Annotated in this window: 21 protein-coding genes and 3 tRNA genes; 11 read left to right on the forward strand and 13 right to left on the reverse strand. The window is 35.7% G+C overall.

Annotated features, from left to right (window positions below; translation table 11 throughout):
- The 3 genes from PCI70_RS10475 to PCI70_RS10485 form a co-directional block, all read left to right on the forward strand.
- A partial coding sequence (locus PCI70_RS10475) for a recombinase RecT (RefSeq protein ID WP_269915284.1) occupies positions 1-1,363 on the forward strand: 1,363 nt, incomplete at its 5' end.
- A gap of 50 nt (positions 1,364-1,413) precedes the next feature.
- Positions 1,414-1,668 (forward strand): hypothetical protein, encoded by a 255-nt coding sequence (locus PCI70_RS10480; protein ID WP_269915285.1) that lies wholly within the window; start codon positions 1,414-1,416, stop codon positions 1,666-1,668.
- Positions 1,665-1,946, forward strand: a complete 282-nt coding sequence (locus PCI70_RS10485) for a pyocin activator PrtN family protein (RefSeq protein ID WP_269915286.1) — start codon at positions 1,665-1,667, stop codon at positions 1,944-1,946. The genes PCI70_RS10480 and PCI70_RS10485 overlap by 4 nt, the downstream gene beginning before the upstream one ends.
- A gap of 587 nt (positions 1,947-2,533) precedes the next feature.
- On the opposite strand, the gene PCI70_RS10490 is transcribed toward PCI70_RS10485, so the two are convergent.
- Genes PCI70_RS10490 through PCI70_RS10500 form a run of 3 tightly spaced genes read right to left on the reverse strand, consistent with a single transcriptional unit; the run spans position 2,534 to position 4,263 of the window.
- Positions 2,534-3,403 carry a DMT family transporter gene (locus PCI70_RS10490; RefSeq protein WP_269915287.1) on the reverse strand — a complete coding sequence of 290 codons (870 nt, stop codon included), beginning with the start codon at positions 3,401-3,403 and terminating at the stop codon, positions 2,534-2,536.
- Position 3,404: 1 nt separating this feature from the next.
- Positions 3,405-3,971, reverse strand: coding sequence for a TetR/AcrR family transcriptional regulator (locus PCI70_RS10495; protein WP_269915288.1), 567 nt, complete (start codon positions 3,969-3,971; stop codon positions 3,405-3,407).
- A gap of 22 nt (positions 3,972-3,993) precedes the next feature.
- Positions 3,994-4,263: a hypothetical protein gene (locus tag PCI70_RS10500; RefSeq protein WP_269915289.1), complete on the reverse strand. Its 270-nt coding sequence runs from the start codon at positions 4,261-4,263 to the stop codon at positions 3,994-3,996.
- A gap of 395 nt (positions 4,264-4,658) precedes the next feature.
- On the opposite strand from PCI70_RS10500, the gene PCI70_RS10505 reads away from it, so the two are divergent.
- The 3 genes from PCI70_RS10505 (at position 4,659) to PCI70_RS10515 (ending at position 5,828) form a co-directional block, all read left to right on the forward strand.
- A complete protein-coding gene (locus PCI70_RS10505) occupies positions 4,659-4,796 on the forward strand; it encodes a hypothetical protein (RefSeq protein ID WP_269915290.1) in 138 nt (45 codons plus the stop codon).
- A gap of 110 nt (positions 4,797-4,906) precedes the next feature.
- Positions 4,907-5,257, forward strand: coding sequence for a LysR substrate-binding domain-containing protein (locus PCI70_RS10510; protein WP_269915341.1), 351 nt, complete (start codon positions 4,907-4,909; stop codon positions 5,255-5,257).
- Positions 5,250-5,828, forward strand: coding sequence for a uracil-DNA glycosylase family protein (locus PCI70_RS10515; RefSeq protein ID WP_269915291.1), 579 nt, complete (start codon positions 5,250-5,252; stop codon positions 5,826-5,828). Before PCI70_RS10510 ends, PCI70_RS10515 begins: the two co-directional genes overlap by 8 nt.
- Positions 5,829-5,848: 20 nt before the next feature.
- On the opposite strand, the gene tmk is transcribed toward PCI70_RS10515, so the two are convergent.
- From tmk to pabC, 3 genes are read right to left on the reverse strand one after another with little or no spacing between them, the layout of a single operon-like run.
- The gene (gene tmk / locus PCI70_RS10520) at positions 5,849-6,442 is read right to left on the reverse strand and encodes a dTMP kinase (RefSeq protein ID WP_269915292.1); all 594 of its coding nucleotides are present in this window, start codon (positions 6,440-6,442) and stop codon (positions 5,849-5,851) included.
- On the reverse strand, positions 6,443-7,459 hold the full coding sequence (gene mltG, locus PCI70_RS10525) for an endolytic transglycosylase MltG (protein WP_269915293.1): 1,017 nt from the start codon (positions 7,457-7,459) through the stop codon (positions 6,443-6,445).
- A gap of 3 nt (positions 7,460-7,462) precedes the next feature.
- Complete coding sequence (pabC, locus tag PCI70_RS10530; protein WP_269915294.1) at positions 7,463-8,275, reverse strand: aminodeoxychorismate lyase; 813 nt, start codon at positions 8,273-8,275, stop codon at positions 7,463-7,465.
- 95 nt (positions 8,276-8,370) lie between these two features.
- Here pabC and PCI70_RS10535 point away from each other — a divergent pair, with 95 nt between their 5' ends.
- The 4 genes from PCI70_RS10535 to PCI70_RS10550 all read left to right on the forward strand — a co-directional run bounded on the left by PCI70_RS10535 (position 8,371) and on the right by PCI70_RS10550 (position 11,186).
- Positions 8,371-8,991, forward strand: coding sequence for an RBBP9/YdeN family alpha/beta hydrolase (locus tag PCI70_RS10535; protein ID WP_269915295.1), 621 nt, complete (start codon positions 8,371-8,373; stop codon positions 8,989-8,991).
- Between the two features lie 81 nt (positions 8,992-9,072).
- Positions 9,073-9,996, forward strand: coding sequence for a CysB family HTH-type transcriptional regulator (locus tag PCI70_RS10540; protein ID WP_269915296.1), 924 nt, complete (start codon positions 9,073-9,075; stop codon positions 9,994-9,996).
- A gap of 41 nt (positions 9,997-10,037) precedes the next feature.
- Entirely contained in the window at positions 10,038-10,769 is a 732-nt protein-coding gene (gene gloB, locus PCI70_RS10545) for a hydroxyacylglutathione hydrolase (protein ID WP_269915297.1), read from the forward strand.
- Positions 10,770-10,982: 213 nt separating this feature from the next.
- On the forward strand, positions 10,983-11,186 hold the full coding sequence (locus PCI70_RS10550; RefSeq protein ID WP_269915298.1) for a hypothetical protein: 204 nt from the start codon (positions 10,983-10,985) through the stop codon (positions 11,184-11,186).
- 28 nt (positions 11,187-11,214) lie between these two features.
- Here PCI70_RS10550 and PCI70_RS10555 read toward each other — a convergent pair whose 3' ends face one another.
- The 6 genes from PCI70_RS10555 to PCI70_RS10580 all read right to left on the reverse strand — a co-directional run bounded on the left by PCI70_RS10555 (position 11,215) and on the right by PCI70_RS10580 (position 14,704).
- Positions 11,215-12,096 (reverse strand): ParB/Srx family N-terminal domain-containing protein, encoded by an 882-nt coding sequence (locus tag PCI70_RS10555; RefSeq protein ID WP_269915299.1) that lies wholly within the window; start codon positions 12,094-12,096, stop codon positions 11,215-11,217.
- Positions 12,097-12,185: 89 nt separating this feature from the next.
- A tRNA-Leu gene (locus PCI70_RS10560) sits at positions 12,186-12,270 on the reverse strand.
- 5 nt (positions 12,271-12,275) lie between these two features.
- A tRNA-Trp gene (locus tag PCI70_RS10565) sits at positions 12,276-12,349 on the reverse strand.
- A gap of 20 nt (positions 12,350-12,369) precedes the next feature.
- A tRNA-Leu gene (locus tag PCI70_RS10570) sits at positions 12,370-12,454 on the reverse strand.
- 107 nt (positions 12,455-12,561) lie between these two features.
- Positions 12,562-13,272, reverse strand: coding sequence for a protein kinase domain-containing protein (locus PCI70_RS10575; protein WP_269915300.1), 711 nt, complete (start codon positions 13,270-13,272; stop codon positions 12,562-12,564).
- Positions 13,265-14,704, reverse strand: a complete 1,440-nt coding sequence (locus PCI70_RS10580; RefSeq protein WP_269915301.1) for a patatin-like phospholipase family protein — start codon at positions 14,702-14,704, stop codon at positions 13,265-13,267. The genes PCI70_RS10575 and PCI70_RS10580 overlap by 8 nt, the downstream gene beginning before the upstream one ends.
- Before the next feature lie 59 nt (positions 14,705-14,763).
- On the opposite strand from PCI70_RS10580, the gene PCI70_RS10585 reads away from it, so the two are divergent.
- On the forward strand, positions 14,764-15,633 hold the full coding sequence (locus tag PCI70_RS10585) for an ATP-binding protein (RefSeq protein ID WP_269915302.1): 870 nt from the start codon (positions 14,764-14,766) through the stop codon (positions 15,631-15,633).
- 1 nt (position 15,634) lies between these two features.
- Here PCI70_RS10585 and PCI70_RS10590 read toward each other — a convergent pair whose 3' ends face one another.
- The gene (locus PCI70_RS10590; protein ID WP_269915303.1) at positions 15,635-15,937 is read right to left on the reverse strand and encodes a hypothetical protein; all 303 of its coding nucleotides are present in this window, start codon (positions 15,935-15,937) and stop codon (positions 15,635-15,637) included.
- Positions 15,938-15,951: the final 14 nt, after the last annotated feature.

Below are 15,951 nucleotides of genomic sequence, written 5' to 3' on the forward strand. Positions count from 1 at the left end.
TATTGCCACTATGCTTGCATCATCAACGATGGTGCCTGAACAGTACCGTAAAGTAATTGACGTTAAAGTGGGTAAAGACAGCTACGGCAATGCTATCTACGAACCAAGAGATAATCCAAACGGCGTAGCGAACAGCATTGTGGCAGTGAACATGGCCAATCGTTTAGGTGCAGATCCACTCATGATTATGCAGAACCTTTACATCATTGATGGTCGCCCATCATGGTCATCACAATTTGTTATTGCTTCAATTAACTCATCAGGCAAATACTCATCTTTACGCTTTGATGTTGAAGATCGTGGTGAAGTTGAGCTGACCTATGTAAGACGTGTATGGGAATATAATCAAGGTGCAAACAAGAAACTACCTAAAGATATTCAAGAGACCGTTAAAGTACGTGACCTTGTGTGTAAAGCATGGGCTATCGAAAAAGAAACAGGCGAACGCCTAGAATCTGCTGAAATCAGCATGAGAATGGCTGTTGCTGAAGGATGGTATCAAAAGAACGGTTCTAAATGGCAAACCATGCCTGAACAAATGTTGCGTTATCGTGCGGCGGCATTCTTTGGACGTATCTATGCACCTGAACTATTGATGGGCATCAAAACACAAGAAGAAGAACTAGATAACCTGGTTGATGTAACTCCTGAACCTGCAGAAGAAACACCTGCAGTTAATTCATCTGATTTAAGAAAATCAGTGACCAAAGACCCTGAGCCACAACCTGCAGAAGAAATTAAAGCTGAACAAGTTGAACCAAAGGTGGAAACTACACCTGCAGAACCTACTCCAGTAGCTCAAGAAGCCAAAGCACCTACTCCTATCGTTGACTCAACAAAGGTTCGTACGAAGTACATAAAAGAGATCAATGCCTTAAAGTCAGTAGACGGCGTTCAAAAGAAGTTAGCTCAAGCTATTGCAGATGACGGTTTAAGTACGACCCACAAGCAATATTTAGAAGCACATGCTAAACAACGTATTGAGCAAATTAACCAACCTGACGCAACCAAAAGTGAGCTTGCACGTAACGAACATATACAATTCATCCAAGGTATTAAAAGCCTAGAAGAACTTAAAAAAGCAGGTGCAGTCATTGCTAAAGATAAACCAAATATGACGCGAGATGACCAAAACGCTGTTGCAACTGAATATGCACAACAGTATGAGCGACTTTCTCAAGGTGAAATTTTAGATGACCTAGATGATGATGCGGTGATTAAAAAGATTGTTACGGCGATAGAACACGCTAAAAACATAGACGATCTGAACGCAATTATGGCTGAACCATATACCAAAGATTTTAGCGGTATTCCTGAAATTGATCAGGCTTATGAAAACCGATTGATTGAACTTGGCGAATAAACCCATAGGGCCACTTCGGTGGCCACTATTAAGAATTAGAGTAAATTTAAATGACTAAAGTCGTTAAACCTAAAAACCTAGATGCCTTTCGCTTATGGCTCACAAAACTCTGCTACGAAGTTAAAGACCTAGACGGTGGATTCGTAGCAAGAGCACAAAGCAAAGAAGCACGGCGTACTTATAAAAAGTCTCAACACTATATTCGTGTTGGTAAAGACCTATCGGGCAACCAAGCAGCTAAAGATCTCGGTCGTGAATTTGAAGAACATTTGATTGGCTCTGATTATTTGGAAGTTAAACTATGACAATCACTAAAAAACAAGATCCAGTTGATATTGGCTTTATGTTAATGATGAAATATAGAAGCCCTATTATTCAGCTTTCTGATATATTGAAAGACTATATGCCTCATCTTACACTTACTCAGGCAAATAAACGTGCAAGTCAATGTAAGTTGCCGTTCCCTGCATTTAAAACTGATGGTGCAAAATCACCCTATTTTGTGCATTTAACAGATTTAGAAGCATGGTTGAATAGAGTATCTAAAGAATCGAAAAATGATTGGGCACAAATGCACAACTGAATTTATAAACTAATTTTCAAGGAGTGGTTGCACTGTATTTGCACCATGCACCACTCAAAAATATATAAGTTATTGTTTTATTAGTATAAAAATTAAAAATCTTTCCCACCTGCCATCGGTGCGACCCAAAGTTTCTTATCTATTGATTTATCGAATAATTCTGTAATGACTTTATTCACGCATCTATACTCTAAAAATTTAACATTATTATATAAGATTTATTTTAATGGCATAGATTTGTATTTACGCTTATCTGAAAATTGAAATACTAATCTTTTTACAAAATTGATCTTTTATTATAATTTGTTCAAGCAATAAAAAATTTGGGAGTAGTCTAATTTTGATATGCTGTGGATAATAAAGGAATTTTTCTTTTAGTAACCCTAAAAAACCAAATTGTATCTAGGGGTTTTTTACATAAATATACTTTCTTTGCATGATGATAAATATCAATTTGAAAAAGTTGAGATAGATTTTGTAATACTACCTCAACTTTTTTTCTAAAAATACAAGACTATAATTAAACTGCGAAGTAAATTGTCTTTCGTAATCACCAGTCTTTTTTAGACAGTATAGTCAATTAATTACTATATTTTAGGTCGATAAGACACGATAAAAATACTCACTATGATTAAAATCATACCAATAACTCCCACAAAAGAAAGTATTTCTTTGACAATCAACATTGCAAGTAACGCTGCAATTAAAGGCTCACTGAGTGTAATTGTTAGAGCTGTACTTGCTGTCACTTTTTTTAAACCATAACCAAATAATACATATCCTAAAAACATAGGAAAAATAGTCATATATGTAATAACTAAAGTATGTGTTGTATTTTCAAACAAATTTTGCCCTGTAAATGCTAGTGTTGGAAGTAAAATAATCCCCCCTATACCAAATATGGCACCCATAGTGGCTTTTGAACTTATCCCACTATGCATAACCCTTCTTGCCAACCAAGAATAAAGTGCATAACTTATACCTGCCAAAATACCTAAGCCAATACCTAAATTTTTATGATTACCTAAAGGATGTGATCCCTCTCCCATCGAAAGTAACACCACACCTAATATTCCAAGTCCAACACTTAAAAACCACGTTAGCGTAAGTTTTTTTGCATCAAAAAAACGTTCTAATAAAGCACTAAACAGTGGCGCACTTCCAATTGAAATAACTGTTCCAATGGTAATACCTGCATAATGCATAGAAGCGTAAAAAGCCAAAGGATAAACAGCAACAGCAAGCCCACCTAGGATAATTAACTTAAAAGATTGAGTTAAACAAAATATTTCTCGTTTAAGCGATTTTATTGCAAAAAGTGCTTGTAATATGCCACCGCCACCCATAGCAGCAGCACCTATTGCAAAAGGACTTAATTGTGGGGCAAACGAAGCAACAACACCCGTTGTTCCCCATAAAAAAGAAGTAAAAAGAATTGCCCAAAAACCTAAATTCATCTCAACATACCTGTTTTAATAAAGTATGTGCAATTGCTTTGGCTTGAATAATTTTTTGACTTGTTCCTTCTAACCCTGCACGCGCAATTGACCCTTCTAATAAAAAAGAAATTTGAAGGGCAAGATTGGGAACTTGTGTTTGATCTTGCACACAATCCTTTAAGTGTTTACTTAGAATTTGTTCCACCTCATCCTTATGTAACTTAACTGCATCTCGTTCAGGTGTATTGGCTGCAAACTCTGCTGCTGCATTTAACAAACCACACCCCCTAAAACCATTTTCATACGCAAATTCTGCATGATCACAATATGAATCAAATACAGCCAAAATCCTTTCTATAGCTGTGTTTGCTTGTTGCTCACGCACTGCATATAAGCCTAACCATTCTTGATGTCGAGCTTGAATATAAGCTGCCACAATTTCTGCTTTATTAGAAAAATTATTATATAACGACATTTTTGCGACATCTGCATGTGCAGTAATAGCATTAATACCTGTTTGTGCAATCCCTTGGTTATAAAACAAAGTAGATGCAGAAGTTAATATTTTATCTTTTGCTGTTTTCATATTTTTAACTATATAGACCGATCTACCTAGTATAAACAATAAAAAGACTAAACAACAAGACAGACATTGCAACGATCACTAAAATTGAAGGTACAAAAAAGGTAAGTAAAATGCCTCCAAGTGCTGTACCTACTGCACCACCTAAATAATTGATAGATGAATTTAATGCAACTGCGGCAGTGGTATCAATGTTTTCTAAAGCTAAAATCTTATATTGCTGAGGCACAATACTTGCCCAGCCTGCAAAACCCCACAACAAACAACCAAGGGGTGGAAAAATAAATAAAAACATTAACCCCAACAACAAAGTACATAACAATATTTTTAAAAAAGCTTGTGGTATTAATAAATGATCAAGCAATCAACCTACACTAAACGCCCCAAATAAACCACCTATGCCCCAACACCACATGCTCAATACAAGATGTTGAAGTATTAATATTCCTAAAAAACTGTATAGATCCAAAGAAGCAAAAGCAGTTAAAAATGAAATAAATAAGATTTTTTGAAGAGGTCGAAAAGTTAAGTTTTTTAATTTATTTTTTATAGAGATATAGGATGGCGAAATAAAAAAATTCTTTAAAACACCAGTAGCACTTATACTTGTGCATATCAAAATAAAGTAAAAAGGGACGTGCCACCCCCCACTTCTGTACCAATAATAAACTAATAGGTACACCAAATGCTGTGCTTACACTTAACCCACCTAACATTAAAGCAAGTACACGCCCTTTAGAACATTCATCAAATAATAGCTTACCTGCATTTACACATAATAGAGAAAAAATTCCCACACCTATCCCTGCTAAACACTATGCAACATAGAACAAAGTTAAATGATGAATTGAAATTTTAAGAAGATTTCCAACAAAAAATAAACCTAGTCCAAATTTAATTTTAGTAAACAAACTTGCAAATATGGGCGCACTTAGTGCATAGCTTTCTGTAAAAATGGAACACCTGAGCACCCAAATGATCTCTTATCGCATCGCTGTATTGGGCGCAAGTTTCCGAGTGGTCAATATTTCTTATGGGAATTTATGTCAACACAACCGCAGTTTTGTTTAACATTTACAGATAATGCATTGATTGCAGATGCAGTAAAACATGATTTAGGTATAGGCTATATATTTGAATATTTTAACGCAGGTTTAGTACCACTATTACCAAAGTGGACACAAAGCTCTGAATTTTGTTATTTATATTGGTCTAAACATACAACTATGCGATCTGTTGTTAGACACTTTATCAATTTTATTCAAGAATGGAATTTAAATAATGATTGAAACACACCCACTACAACCATATTTACCTAAAAATGCGAAGTTATTGATGTTGGGTAGTTTTCCACCACCACAAAACAAATGGAAGATGGATTTTTATTATCCGAATTATCAAAATGATATGTGGCGTATTATGGGGCTTATCTTTTTTAAAGATAAAAATTACTTTTTAGATTTAGCCAATAAAAGCTTTGATTTGCCACGCATACAAGCCTTCTTAAACGATAAAGGTATTGCAATCTTTGATACAGCCTATCAAGTAAAACGCTTGCAAAACAATGCGGCAGATAAATTTTTAGAAGTCGTCACACCTAGCGATATCCCAAAAATATTACAACAACTCCCTAATTGCCAATATATGATGACCACAGGTGATAAAGCCACCGATACCCTGCTTACACACTTTACAACAGATACGAGTAAACCTAAAATTGGTTGCCCAAGTACAGGTTTAATACTTAACCGAACCATTCAACTTTATCGTATGCCTTCAAGCTCTCGTGCTTATCCTCTTGCTTTAGAGAAAAAAGCACAAAGCTACGAGGAATTATTTAAACAGATTAGTTTTATTTAGCTTATTCGCTAAAAAAGATGCTAAAAATAAGCCAAGCAGTCTTTAAATACAGCCTCTGCACTTTGCGTAGCATCTAAACGTTTAATACGCTCAGGAGATTGTGCATGTAAAAAAGCATAGCCTTGTCTGACTTTAGTAAAAAACTCAAGTTTTTCTTGTTCAAAACGGTCTAACTCACCACGAGCAGTTGCACGTGCCATGCCAAGTTCTATAGGTGCATCTAGCCAAAAGGTCAAATTAGGCATTTGCTCAACAAAAGTTTGGTTAAGTAATTCGAGTTTTTGTTGGCTCAAACCACGCCCTTTCACTTGGTAAGCAAAACTTGCATCTGTAAAACGATCACTCAGTACCACTTTACCTGCACGTAAAGCAGGTAATACCACATGTTGCAAATGCTGACTGCGAGCCGCATAAATGAGTAAAAGTTCTGTATCGGCACACATAGTTTCATCGCTTACAGAAAGCAATAAACCACGAATTTTTTCTGCCAATAGTGTCCCACCAGGTTCACGCGTCAGTACGACCTCTTTATTTTGAGCCACAAAATAGTCGTGTACACGTTGAATTAATGTACTTTTGCCAACACCTTCTGTGCCTTCAAAACTAATAAACATCTATTGTCCCGCTTTTTTAGATCTTAATACTGTTAAATATTGCTGTACGGCTTGATTATGTTGTTCAAGCGTTTCACTAAATGTATGTCCGCCGTTGCCTGTGGCAACAAAATAAACACTTTTTGATTGGTCAGGATGCATTGCTGCTTCTATTGCTTTTTTACTTGGCAGTGCAATCGGCGTAGGTGGTAAGCCTGCCATGGTATAGGTATTGTACGGCGTTGCGGTACGTAAATCTTGCTTAGTAATACTACCTTTATAAGCATCGCCCATGCCATAAATGACGGTTGGATCTGTTTGTAAACGCATTCCTTGTTGCAAACGGCGGATGAACACCCCTGCAATTTGGTTCATCTCTTTATCAATGCTCGTTTCTTTTTCAATAATAGACGCCATAATTAACGCTTCATACTGATTTTTATACGGCAAATTAGGCGCACGTTTTTGCCATGCTTGTTGCAAAAGTTCAATCTGACGGCGGTATAAATCAGTTAGAATTTTTTGATCGGTTTCGCCTTTATTATAAAAATAAGTATTGGGTGCAAGTAACCCTTCTAAGTTTTTGTGTTCAATGCCCAATTTTTGCATCATTTGTTCTTGTGGCAAATTCACAATGGTTTGCTTTACATATGGATCATTTTTTAAACGCTGCAATAATTGTTTTGATGTCGTACCATCAATAATCATCACTGTATTCATTTGTGCATTGTCCGCATTAGACATCATGTCTAATACTTGACGCACCGTCGTACCACGCTTAATTTCATAAACGCCTGCTTTTAGCGTATCGTGAATCATGAACTTACGATATGCCTTTAATACCACAGGTAAAGTAAATTTATGTTCTGCACTCATACGATCAATTAAAGCAGTGTACGTATCGCCTTGATTGATAGAGATCAATTGTTTTTCGCTTTGCATAGGATAGCTTTTGCCTAAACTTGAAGCATAAACGGCATATAGTGCTCCACATAGCACCACAAGAATACTAAGAAAAATACGAGATTTAGCTGACATAAGTTACAGAGGGCAATCCAAAGTTAAAGCGTTAAATAACTGCTGTGTTATATCACAATTTAACAGCAAATGATCTATTTGTGACACCGCTTGTACAGGATATAATGCATTACAAAAAAATGCCGCTTCTGCTTGCTGTAAATCTACATAGGTTAGGTCTTTTTCTATACACTCAAGCCCTAAATTTTCCATGCGTGTCATAATTTCTTTACGCATTACGCCATGCACACCACTTTGGTTTAAACTAGGTGTATACCATTGTTGGTTTATATAAATAAAACAATTACTGCTCACACCTTCTACCAATACATTAGCCACATTAAACACAAATGCTTCTGTATAATTTTTTTGTTGTGCTTCTTGTTTAAGAATTACTTGTTCTAAGCGATTTAAAGATTTAATCCCCACTAAATGTGGCATTGTTAAACCAATTTTTTGTTCTAGAACCCCCGACTTAATTTGCGTATAAGCACATGGTTGTTGAGTTATGGGATAAAGAAAAAAATAAATATCGGCAGGTGTATGAGCAAAACCATATCCTCTTTGCCCAACGCCACGACTAATTAAAATTTTAAATGTACCGTTATCTTCATTACTATATTTTTGCCAAAACTGTTGTACTTGTGCAATTAATTGAAAGTCGATATCTAAAAAAAGTTGCTGTGCTGCATATTTTAAACGAGCCATATGATGATGCCAAAGTTGAAGCGTACCTTGTCTAACCGCAATCGTGGTAAAACAACCATCTCCATACTGAAAAGCGCGATCTACAAGTGCCACTTGTTCAACAATTTCACCGTTTTTAAAACATAACATCTGCTTTGCACCTTTTTTGATAAACAATTCATTTTTTATTATTTTTTATGGATTAAAACTTTTCGTAGTATAAAATAAAACGAGGGAGCATTCACATGAAGAAACAACTACATACGCTTATTGTTCCGGGTGTGGGTGGCAGTGATGATCAACATTGGCAATCTAAACTAGAACAAAAGCTACAAAACGTGACCCGTGTTCAGCAAAATTGGAACGCCCCAATTTTAGAACAGTGGATTAAAAATTGGATAACCACAGTCGAAAAAATTAAATCACCTATTCAAGTTGTTGCCCATAGTTTTGGTTGTTTAACTACTTTGGCAGCGCTTGCCAAGTTTCCTCATTTACAAACAAAAATTAAAAAACTTATTTTAGTTGCTCCTGCAAACCCAACACGTTTTTCAAAACTTGGATTTTCACATGGGCAACACGACAACTACTCACATTATTTTAAACAATTAAAAGTGAACGTACCCAGCGTTTTAATTGCAAGTGAAAATGATCCTTGGCTTTCTTTGCAAAATGCACGAATGTACGCACAATATTGGCAGATACCCATGCACAATTTAGGGCGTGTTGGACACATTAATGTTGCCTCAGGTTTTGGACATTTTCCACAGCTAAATCAATTTTTACTTAAAAATTCAGCAATCAGAAAAGTACAAACACCTCTCTATGTTCATAAAACAGCTAATTTTTTGGCATCTCGTGCGTAAATACCACTAGACCATCACATCATTACTTTCTAAGATGATACTGCATGTCAGTATCATCATTTTATTATTTGGGTTTGTTACATGAATTTTCAGCAACTTCGCATTATTCGCGAAACGGTGAGACAAAACTTTAATTTAACCGAGGCATCTGCGGCGTTATATACGTCACAATCGGGCGTAAGTAAGCATATTAAAGACTTAGAAGATGAACTAGGTGTGCAACTGTTTGTACGCAAAGGCAAACGCCTACTCGGCTTAACCGAACCAGGACAAGCCCTACTCAATATTGTAGAACGTATGCTGATTGATGCCGACAACATCAAACGCCTCGCTGACGATTTTAACCAAAAAGATGAAGGCACGCTGACAATTGCCACAACACATACGCAAGCACGCTATGTATTGCCTCCCATCGTAAATTTATTTAAAAAAGAATTTCCAAAAGTTCATTTGATTTTACAGCAAGGCAGTCCATTAGAAATTGCCGAAATGCTACTGACAGGTAAAGCAGACATTGGGATTGCCACCGAATCATTAACCACTGAAGAAAACCTGATTAGCGTGCCGTACTATACATGGCACCATAGCATTATTACCCCACCTAACCATCCGCTTACACAGCAAAAAGATATACAACTGACCGATTTAGCCAAATATCCTCTAATTACATACCATGGTGGGTTTACAGGACGTTCTAAAATTGACCAAGCCTTTACAGATGCCAAAATTGATGCTGATATTGTAATGTCTGCACTTGATGCTGATGTGATTAAAACATATGTTGAGTTAGGCATGGGCGTGGGAATTGTGCACGATGTAGCGTACGACCAAGAACGTGACTATCGTTTAGAACAAATCGAAACTGAATTGTTTGGGACAAACACCACTTGGATTGCTGTACGTAAAAGCCACTTATTACGTGGATATGGTTATGAATTTATTTCTTTGTGCTCACCCGATGCAGACACTCAAGCCCTTAAAAAAGCCGCCTATCCAGAAGACTAAACAATATGGGTGCACAAGCACCCTTTTTTATGAGTATATTTATGCCATTTAAAATTCATGTGATCGATGTTCAAAATACTTTAAAAAACTATATTTGGCTGATTGAAGATACCTCAACCAAAGAAGTTGTGATTATTGATCCAACCGAAAGTCAAATTGTAGAAGACTACTGTTTAAAATGGTATTTAAAACCCAAGCAAATTTGGCTAACGCATTGGCATAAAGACCATGTTGGTGGTGTGCCACAATTACTTCAAAAGTATAACCTTGACATATATGCACCTTATTCAAAAGCACATCCTTTACCTTTTGAATGCACCTATATATATGATGGCAATACGATTAAGTTTAATCAGCTTGATGTGGCAGTGTTACATACCCCAGGGCATACTTTAGAACATATTATTTACTCTATTGTATCCCTAAAAAGTCTTTTTGTAGGAGATGTTTTATTTGCTATGGGATGCGGACGTGTTTTTGAAGGTACTTATCAACAAATGTATGAATCACTACAACGTATTAAACAATTTGATGATGAAACAAAAATTTACTGTACACATGAATACACTTTTTCCAATGCTAAATTTGCACTACATGTAGACCCTGATAATTTTTTATTACAAGAACGTGCAGATCATGTAGAGCACTTAGACCTTTTACAACACAATACACTACCTACAACATTAAAATTAGAGAAACAAACTAATCCCTTTTTAATGGCAAAAGATGTTGCGACATTTAAAAAGCTAAGATTATTGAAAGACAATTTTTGACATATTTTTTTACATTATACTGTTGTACCTATTTTGCAACAGTATAACATCACAAACTCTTGATTATTATCAATATTGCAACTCCTATACTTTATTCAAGTACAACGAATTACTTAAATAATGCAAATAATTTCATTTTATTCACACAGTTACACTTTAAAAATTTCAGCATTATCCCTATAACTAATAACATAACGCTTGAGGAGATTTGCCATGAAAAAAGTGGTAAAAGCAAAAAATTTAATTGCATTTCGTATTTGGTTAGAAAAATTAGGCTACTCGGTAAAAACACTTACAGATAACCGAGGTTTTACATTTAGCTTTAAAAAAGAATATGGATTGGTAACGTGCGATTTAGCAGGAAATAATTTAGCGATGCAATTAGGCGAAGAATTTGAAGATCACCTAAAAGCATAACTCTATTCAAACTGCACAAGTGTGCAGTTTATTCAAATGCTTGATACAACTTACTATTTGGTTGTAATAAGCTGTTGTATTTTTCTTGATTGAATTTTTGGAAAATACCAAAGTCTTTAACGGTATAAACTTTCCCGTCAATTTTAGCAACGACATCACTTGGATTAGCACTTACCATTGCTTGCCCTACTTTTTGTACTGCTTGAGCATAGTCTTGTGCATTGGTTAAATTAAGTTGATTCAGTGGTACTTGTTTACGTATCCAATCTGCCATAAAAAATTCATAAAATGGCGGTGCAATTTCGGGTTTATCAAATGCAATATTTCGTAAGAAAAACATCAACGAACGGTATTCGTCATTTTTTAGTTGCTGACTGCTAAAGTTCTGTGGCAATTGGTCAAATTTAATAGATTTATCGTCATCTTTTAACCAAGTCAAACGCTTTTTCTGCATTTCTTTAGAAAATTGACGCATGGTTTTTACATAACTCATATCAGGCGTGACTACCATAAATACAGGTACATCCTGCCCCACAACCTGCGCAATCTCAGATACAAAATGGTGCCCATCTGTTAAATAGTATTGACCATTGGGTGCCTGTACGACTGTTTTCATTGCATCAATATGTGTTGCAACTTTAGCTTCACACTCAAAAGAATTGATATCTTTTAAATTAGAAGTTTCTGAATACGTTTTCAATTTTCCTGCGCCAATATTTTCGCAGTAGTTATCAAAAATCTTTTTGGTATCTTGCTTATAACCGTGAATTTTATAAGCAATCTGACGGTAGCCAACACGTGGCTGTGTAGGATGTAATGCAGACACATCAAGTTTAACAATGTTGACAGGTGCTGTTTCGGCAATACAAACACTAGAAAATAATGCAATAGCTAAAGCATAAAGCTTCATACAATTTTTCCTACTCGGAAATGTAAAAATGCGCATTATAAATCATATAGATACAAAAAAACCAAGACGATGTCTTGGTTTTTTAAATATGGTGGGGATGAAGAGACTCGAACTCTTACACCTTGCGGCGCCAGAACCTAAATCTGGTGCGTCTACCAATTTCGCCACATCCCCAAATATGGCAGAGGATAAAGGATTCGAACCTTTACGAACGGTTTTGGAGACCGTCATGCTACCATTACACCAATCCTCTAGTATCAAAGTAAACTTTGATGGTGGGGGCGAAGAGACTCGAACTCTTACACCTTGCGGCGCTGGAACCTAAATCCAGTGCGTCTACCAATTCCGCCACGCCCCCGATGGATGTGTATATTATAGAGATCGCTTTTGTATGGCAACCCCTATTTAATAAAAAATTTCTTGTATGAACAAATAATATTCAAAACAATGTGTTATGTTTATTTTTTAGCTTTCTAAGCATTCAATTACGGCTTGAATATCTTTAAAACGGTTTTGTTTTTGTTTTTTTAGTAGCCCTGTAAGTACTTTATTGAACTGCTTTGGTATTTGAAGGGACGTTTGGCAATGTAAAACTGCCCAATCGTGGTAGGTTTGTGCCTTTAAACGTGTTTGTGTGATGTGCTCATATAAAATAATACCGAGCGCATATAAGTCAGTTTGTATACTTTTAGGTTCACCATGAAATAATTCGGGTGCCATATAACGTGGTGTTGCATGTAGTTGTGATTGAACACTATCAGTATGACAAGTATGTTCAAAATCTATCAAACGCACCGTATTTTGATAACGCACAAAATGTTGAGGTTTTAAATCACCATGGATCCAACTTGTTTGATGCAACTGATCTAATACATATAACAGTTCTTTAAGCAAATACGGCGTTAAAGGTTGATTAAATATGGGTTTTGCTTGTGGTAACACCAAGCCATGTTCATTTAAATTTATATATTGGGCAGGCAATAAAAAGGAAGCACCATCAAATTGTTGATAAATATTTTTTTCATTTTGCCAACCTTGTTCAAATACTGTATGTATTGGTTGCTGACACTTCAAATAAAATACATTCTGATGCTGTATTATTTTATATAAATAGCGTCCATACACTTGACGTGCATTTATTAGCTCAAGCTTATAAGGCAAATTTAAATTAAACATCTGATATAAGACGCTGTAATAAGTTTCCTACTTTAGCGTGAGATTTGATCATTGCCATGCGTGCCCAAGTTGCTCTCTCACCTTCTTTTTGCAGTTTCTTAAATAAATTAGGCTCAGGATTTTTTAAAAGGTAACTGTAGTGGCGCAAGCTATATTTACCAATAATATTAATATCACCATAATACTGCTGATTCATAATCCCATAACCATGATCAAGTAAGCGACGTACAGGTGGTAATAAATCCATACGTTCTCGCGTAAAATCCATCACCCCTTTGGCAAGTATTTTACTTTGACGACGTGCAATTCTTTCAGGCCAACTTAATAAATCATGTCTAAAGCGATCTTCATCCTCTTGCATAAAAGGTACTACATGCGGATTTGCCTGACTTGCAATGGTATAATTTATATTGTAAAGCCGTACCATTTTTTCTTGCGGTAAATCACTGCGCATACTGCCATCGACCCAACGCGTATTTGCCATAAATGGAATATGTGTACCATCTTGTTGTTTTGCGATAAGTTCTACCGCAGGAAATAACATCGGTACAGCACAAGATGCCAAAACAGCACTCCACACCAATACATGAGGTGCAGTATAACGATTTAAAATTTTAGGAAGCTGTGTTGCATTATAAGGCGCAACTGCAATATTTAGTTCTAATTTTGAGATTTGATAAGCTTCCTCAAACGTTAAATGCCCTAAATTCTTAATTAAAAAACTCTTTAGTGCATCAATATCTGTAAAACCATCAAAACCCTCTTTAATCATGCTTTTAAGAGATTTGAACTGAAAAACATCACGTAACAATGTATCCTGATTGAGTAAATTTTCTATTGATTGGACATCTTTTGTTGCTATCAAAGAAGCCATCACCGCACCTGCACTGGCTCCAGATAAAACACGCGGTAATAATTGTTGTTCTAACAAGGCTTTGCATACACCGCTATGAAACAAACCAAGCGTCGCTCCACCAGAAAACATAAGTGCAGGTTGTCCGTATGTTTTATAGCATCGCTCAAAAAATTCCGTCTTCTGCATGAGTGTTAAATCTTCACACTTTTTGAGATAAATTAAACTTTCACATATCTCGTCAAGATAACGCTCAACTAAATTTTTGGTGCTCGTTTGGGCTACTGTAAATAAAAGAGGATGGTTAATATATCCAATATCATGTGACATGCCCTCTTGTAAAATAAATAAAAGATCTTGAGTCTTTGCTTGATGCCGATATTTTTTTAAACGCTTTAAACGGTAATCGATTAATTGGTAATCAAAATATGGGGAATTGTCTTCATATCTCCATGCAATTATTTCATCTGTGTCGTCTAGTAAATTTGCTATACGGTGCCACTGATCATAGGTTTGCGCTGTTGCTAATTGCTTGGTAAGTTGTTTGAGATGTATATTTTTTCTAAATTTTTCTAACATCTCATTTCTCCAACACTAATTTTTTGTATAGTAACAAGCATAAAACAAGGAACGAACTCATGGCAACAATAGAAATTTCTCAAGACTTAGCAGAACACTTGACTACGGTATTAAAACAACTACAGCAAACACTTCCTGATTTACCCCCTACTCTCAATTTTGATGCACCTGCTTTTAGATGGAAAAATGGGCATCTGCATCCTATTTTAGCACCTAAAGCATTTTATCTTGATCAGCTCAAAGGAATTGATACGCAGAAAAAGAAAATTATCCAAAATACTCAGCAGTTTTTAAAAGGCTATCCTGCAAATGATGTACTTTTAACAGGTGCACGTGGCACAGGAAAATCATCAATTGTACGTGCGCTTTTAACAGAATATCAAAATGAAGGCTTACGCCTCATTGAAATTGAACGTGATGATTTAGCTGATTTACCCAAAATTAAAACAATCATTAAAGATCGTACAGAAAAATTTATTATTTATTGTGATGACTTAGCATTTAATGCCGAAGATGAAAATTATAGAAGTTTAAAAAGTGTATTAGATGGTTCGTTAGAATCAGGCCACCAAAATTTCTTAATTTATGCAACCAGTAACCGTCGTCATTTATTGCCTGAATTTATGCATGAAAATACACCCATCAAACAAATTGACGTACCACAATATAAAGAATTACACCCCCAAGAAGCCATAGAGGAAAAAATATCATTATCCGATCGTTTTGGTTTATGGTTATCTTTTTATCCAATGGATCAACAGCTCTACTTAACCGTAGTACAGCAATATATAGAACATGCAAATTTGATTTTTTCTGAAGAAGCACGCGCCGAAGCATTGAGATGGTGTCAACTTCGTGGTCAGCGTTCGGGGCGTGCAGCGTACCAATTTTCTAAACATTGGATTGGTACACAAAAACTCTTAGGCTAATTTATTGTGCACAAGTAGTTTGATATTTTTGCGAAAAGTCCGTAATTGTTTGGGCTTTTTGCTGTGGATCTTGAAGCATTGGTGTTTGAAATGCATCGTCTAATAATTTAACAAAGATTTTTTGCTGTTGTATATTTATAATTTTGGTTGTTTCCATTTTCAACTGATCGTATGCAGCGCCCTCTTGTCTAAGTTTCATAATACCCTGTGCAGCATTGGTTAAATGTTGGCAATCCGTTGCTGTCATTTGCGCGTGGGTAGATAAGGCTAAAGTACTTAGTACAAAAGTAGCAAATGCTTTCATAATTTTCTCCTACA

The organism is Acinetobacter sp. HY1485 (assembly GCF_027568475.1).
Lineage (GTDB): Bacteria > Pseudomonadota > Gammaproteobacteria > Pseudomonadales > Moraxellaceae > Acinetobacter.

What these genes read in the sequence shown, in the direction of transcription:
- PCI70_RS10480 (WP_269915285.1), top strand. Translation starts at nt 1,414, where the DNA reads ATGACTAAAGTCGTTAAACCTAAAAACCTAGATGCCTTTCGCTTATGG.
- PCI70_RS10485 (WP_269915286.1), top strand. Translation starts at nt 1,665, where the DNA reads ATGACAATCACTAAAAAACAAGATCCAGTTGATATTGGCTTTATGTTA.
- PCI70_RS10490 (WP_269915287.1), bottom strand. Translation starts at nt 3,403, where the DNA reads ATGAATTTAGGTTTTTGGGCAATTCTTTTTACTTCTTTTTTATGGGGA.
- PCI70_RS10495 (WP_269915288.1), bottom strand. Translation starts at nt 3,971, where the DNA reads ATGAAAACAGCAAAAGATAAAATATTAACTTCTGCATCTACTTTGTTT.
- PCI70_RS10500 (WP_269915289.1), bottom strand. Translation starts at nt 4,263, where the DNA reads ATGTTTTTATTTATTTTTCCACCCCTTGGTTGTTTGTTGTGGGGTTTT.
- PCI70_RS10515 (WP_269915291.1), top strand. Translation starts at nt 5,250, where the DNA reads ATGATTGAAACACACCCACTACAACCATATTTACCTAAAAATGCGAAG.
- tmk (WP_269915292.1), bottom strand. Translation starts at nt 6,442, where the DNA reads ATGTTTATTAGTTTTGAAGGCACAGAAGGTGTTGGCAAAAGTACATTA.
- mltG (WP_269915293.1), bottom strand. Translation starts at nt 7,459, where the DNA reads ATGTCAGCTAAATCTCGTATTTTTCTTAGTATTCTTGTGGTGCTATGT.
- pabC (WP_269915294.1), bottom strand. Translation starts at nt 8,275, where the DNA reads ATGTTATGTTTTAAAAACGGTGAAATTGTTGAACAAGTGGCACTTGTA.
- PCI70_RS10535 (WP_269915295.1), top strand. Translation starts at nt 8,371, where the DNA reads ATGAAGAAACAACTACATACGCTTATTGTTCCGGGTGTGGGTGGCAGT.
- PCI70_RS10540 (WP_269915296.1), top strand. Translation starts at nt 9,073, where the DNA reads ATGAATTTTCAGCAACTTCGCATTATTCGCGAAACGGTGAGACAAAAC.
- gloB (WP_269915297.1), top strand. Translation starts at nt 10,038, where the DNA reads ATGCCATTTAAAATTCATGTGATCGATGTTCAAAATACTTTAAAAAAC.
- PCI70_RS10550 (WP_269915298.1), top strand. Translation starts at nt 10,983, where the DNA reads ATGAAAAAAGTGGTAAAAGCAAAAAATTTAATTGCATTTCGTATTTGG.
- PCI70_RS10555 (WP_269915299.1), bottom strand. Translation starts at nt 12,096, where the DNA reads ATGAAGCTTTATGCTTTAGCTATTGCATTATTTTCTAGTGTTTGTATT.
- PCI70_RS10575 (WP_269915300.1), bottom strand. Translation starts at nt 13,272, where the DNA reads ATGTTTAATTTAAATTTGCCTTATAAGCTTGAGCTAATAAATGCACGT.
- PCI70_RS10580 (WP_269915301.1), bottom strand. Translation starts at nt 14,704, where the DNA reads ATGTTAGAAAAATTTAGAAAAAATATACATCTCAAACAACTTACCAAG.
- PCI70_RS10585 (WP_269915302.1), top strand. Translation starts at nt 14,764, where the DNA reads ATGGCAACAATAGAAATTTCTCAAGACTTAGCAGAACACTTGACTACG.
- PCI70_RS10590 (WP_269915303.1), bottom strand. Translation starts at nt 15,937, where the DNA reads ATGAAAGCATTTGCTACTTTTGTACTAAGTACTTTAGCCTTATCTACC.